The organism is Streptomyces sp. NRRL WC-3549 (assembly GCF_000721935.1).
Lineage (GTDB): Bacteria > Actinomycetota > Actinomycetes > Streptomycetales > Streptomycetaceae > Streptomyces.
This window is the reverse complement of sequence record NZ_KL585405.1, coordinates 20457-21988: the sequence shown is the minus strand read 5'-3', so window position 1 is coordinate 21988 and position 1532 is coordinate 20457. Positions and strand designations below refer to the sequence as shown.

Sequence of the window (1532 nt, the reverse complement as noted above, 5' to 3'; positions counted from 1 at the left end):
GTGGAAGACGCCGTCCATCCGCTGCCACTCGGCGTCCGTGGGCAGGCGGCCGAGCAGCCGCTCGTAGAACCGGGGTATCGGCACGCAGTACGTCTCGCGGTACCGCTCCAGCGTCATGGGCGGCAGACCGGCCTCCGCGAACGCCGCGTTCGTCGCCCCGACGACCGCGGTGATGTCGTCGAGCAGTGTGCCGTTCCAGTCCCAGACCAGATGCGTGGCGTGCTTCCCCCGATGATTCATACCGGAAACGGTACCCGCCGGGTACGACAACGCCCCGTGCCCGGCGGCGGGGGCGGGACCGCCCGCCCGGCCCGCCTCAGCCGATGAGGCCGGGGATCTCCTGGACGCCGAACCACAGCAGCTCGTGGTCCTCCGCACCGTCCACGGTGAACCGCGCGTCGTCGTCGCCGAGGTCCGCGGCGCCCAGCGCCGCCGCTGCCGCCGCGACGTCCTTCTCCGCGTCGTCGGCGTCCACGTGCACGGCGGCGGCCTTCGACAGCGCCAGGGCGCGGGCGATGCGCACCTCCCCCAGCGACGAGGCGTCGAGTGCCTGCTCCGGGTCGGCGACCGCGTCCCCGTCCGGTACGTCGACGGCGACCACGACCCGCCGCCGGGCCTCGTCCGGCCTGCCGGCGATCAGCCGCAGCGAGGCGGACGCGGCGCGGCTCAGCGCCGCGTACTCCAGCTCCTCGATGTCGTCGGACACGTACCACTCACGCAGGGACGGGGTCACCCCGTAGGCCGTGAGCGGGCCCGGCCCGATCTCACCCGCCCCATGGGCCGCCGCGAGGCCGGAGAGGGTCAGGGGGACGTACACACGCATGGCTGACCGCTTTCGTCGTCGACAACGCCCTCAGGATACGTGGGACGTCCCCTATCGGGGCCCGTCAGGGACCCCCCGACGTCCACCCGGCGAGGCCCGTCACCCCCTCCGGAGCCCTTGCGGCACGGGGCCCGCCACCCTGATAGGTGATTCTTCCGGACGGCCTCCCGGTGCCGCCCGCGGCTTGCGGCGCCCTCGGCCGCCCCCGTAGAAGATCACCCAGCGCCCGGCACTCGCACGGTGCGCAGTACGACAGCCACGGGGGCTACACCATGAGCACGGACAGGACGAGGCCGGCCGGACGACGCGACCGTTCCAGGCCCAGGACCGCACCGCCGCAGAGGGCCCCGCACCGGCCCCGGCAGCCGCTGCGGCCGCACCAGTGGTTCGCGGAGCGCCTGCTCGCGGTGCTGAGCGGCCAGCGCCCGGTGCACTGGATGCTGGGCCACACGATCGGCGAGGCCTACGACCAGCTCGCCGAGCTCGCGCCGAGCACCCCGCTCGGCGTGGGGTGCCGGCGCCCGGTCGTCCGGGCCTGTCACGGCACCCAGCCGGCGACCGGCGTGGTCGAGGCGTTCGCCAGCATCGCCACGGGCGAGCGGGTGCACGCGATGGCCTTCCGCCTGGAACGGGGCCCGGACCTCCGCTGGCGGTGCGCCGCGGTCGACCTGGGCGGGGAACGCCTGGCCACCGTCCGATGACCGGCGGG

At 74.9% G+C, this 1532-nt stretch carries 3 protein-coding genes; 1 reads left to right on the top strand and 2 read right to left on the bottom strand.

Annotation, left to right across the window (positions count from 1 at the left end; all coding sequences use genetic code 11):
- A partial coding sequence (locus tag IH13_RS0118115) for an HAD family hydrolase (protein ID WP_031085710.1) occupies nucleotides 1-240 on the bottom strand: 240 nt, incomplete at its 3' end.
- Between the two features lie 76 nt (nucleotides 241-316).
- A complete protein-coding gene (locus tag IH13_RS0118110) occupies nucleotides 317-823 on the bottom strand; it encodes a DUF6912 family protein (protein ID WP_031085708.1) in 507 nt (168 codons plus the stop codon).
- Between the two features lie 272 nt (nucleotides 824-1095).
- Here IH13_RS0118110 and IH13_RS0118105 point away from each other — a divergent pair, with 272 nt between their 5' ends.
- Entirely contained in the window at nucleotides 1096-1524 is a 429-nt protein-coding gene (locus IH13_RS0118105) for an Rv3235 family protein (RefSeq protein WP_031085707.1), read from the top strand.
- Nucleotides 1525-1532 lie beyond the last annotated feature (8 nt).

Coding starts and splice junctions, on each gene's coding strand:
- IH13_RS0118110 (WP_031085708.1), bottom strand. CDS start 823: ATGCGTGTGTACGTCCCCCTGACCCTCTCCGGCCTCGCGGCGGCCCAT.
- IH13_RS0118105 (WP_031085707.1), top strand. CDS start 1,096: ATGAGCACGGACAGGACGAGGCCGGCCGGACGACGCGACCGTTCCAGG.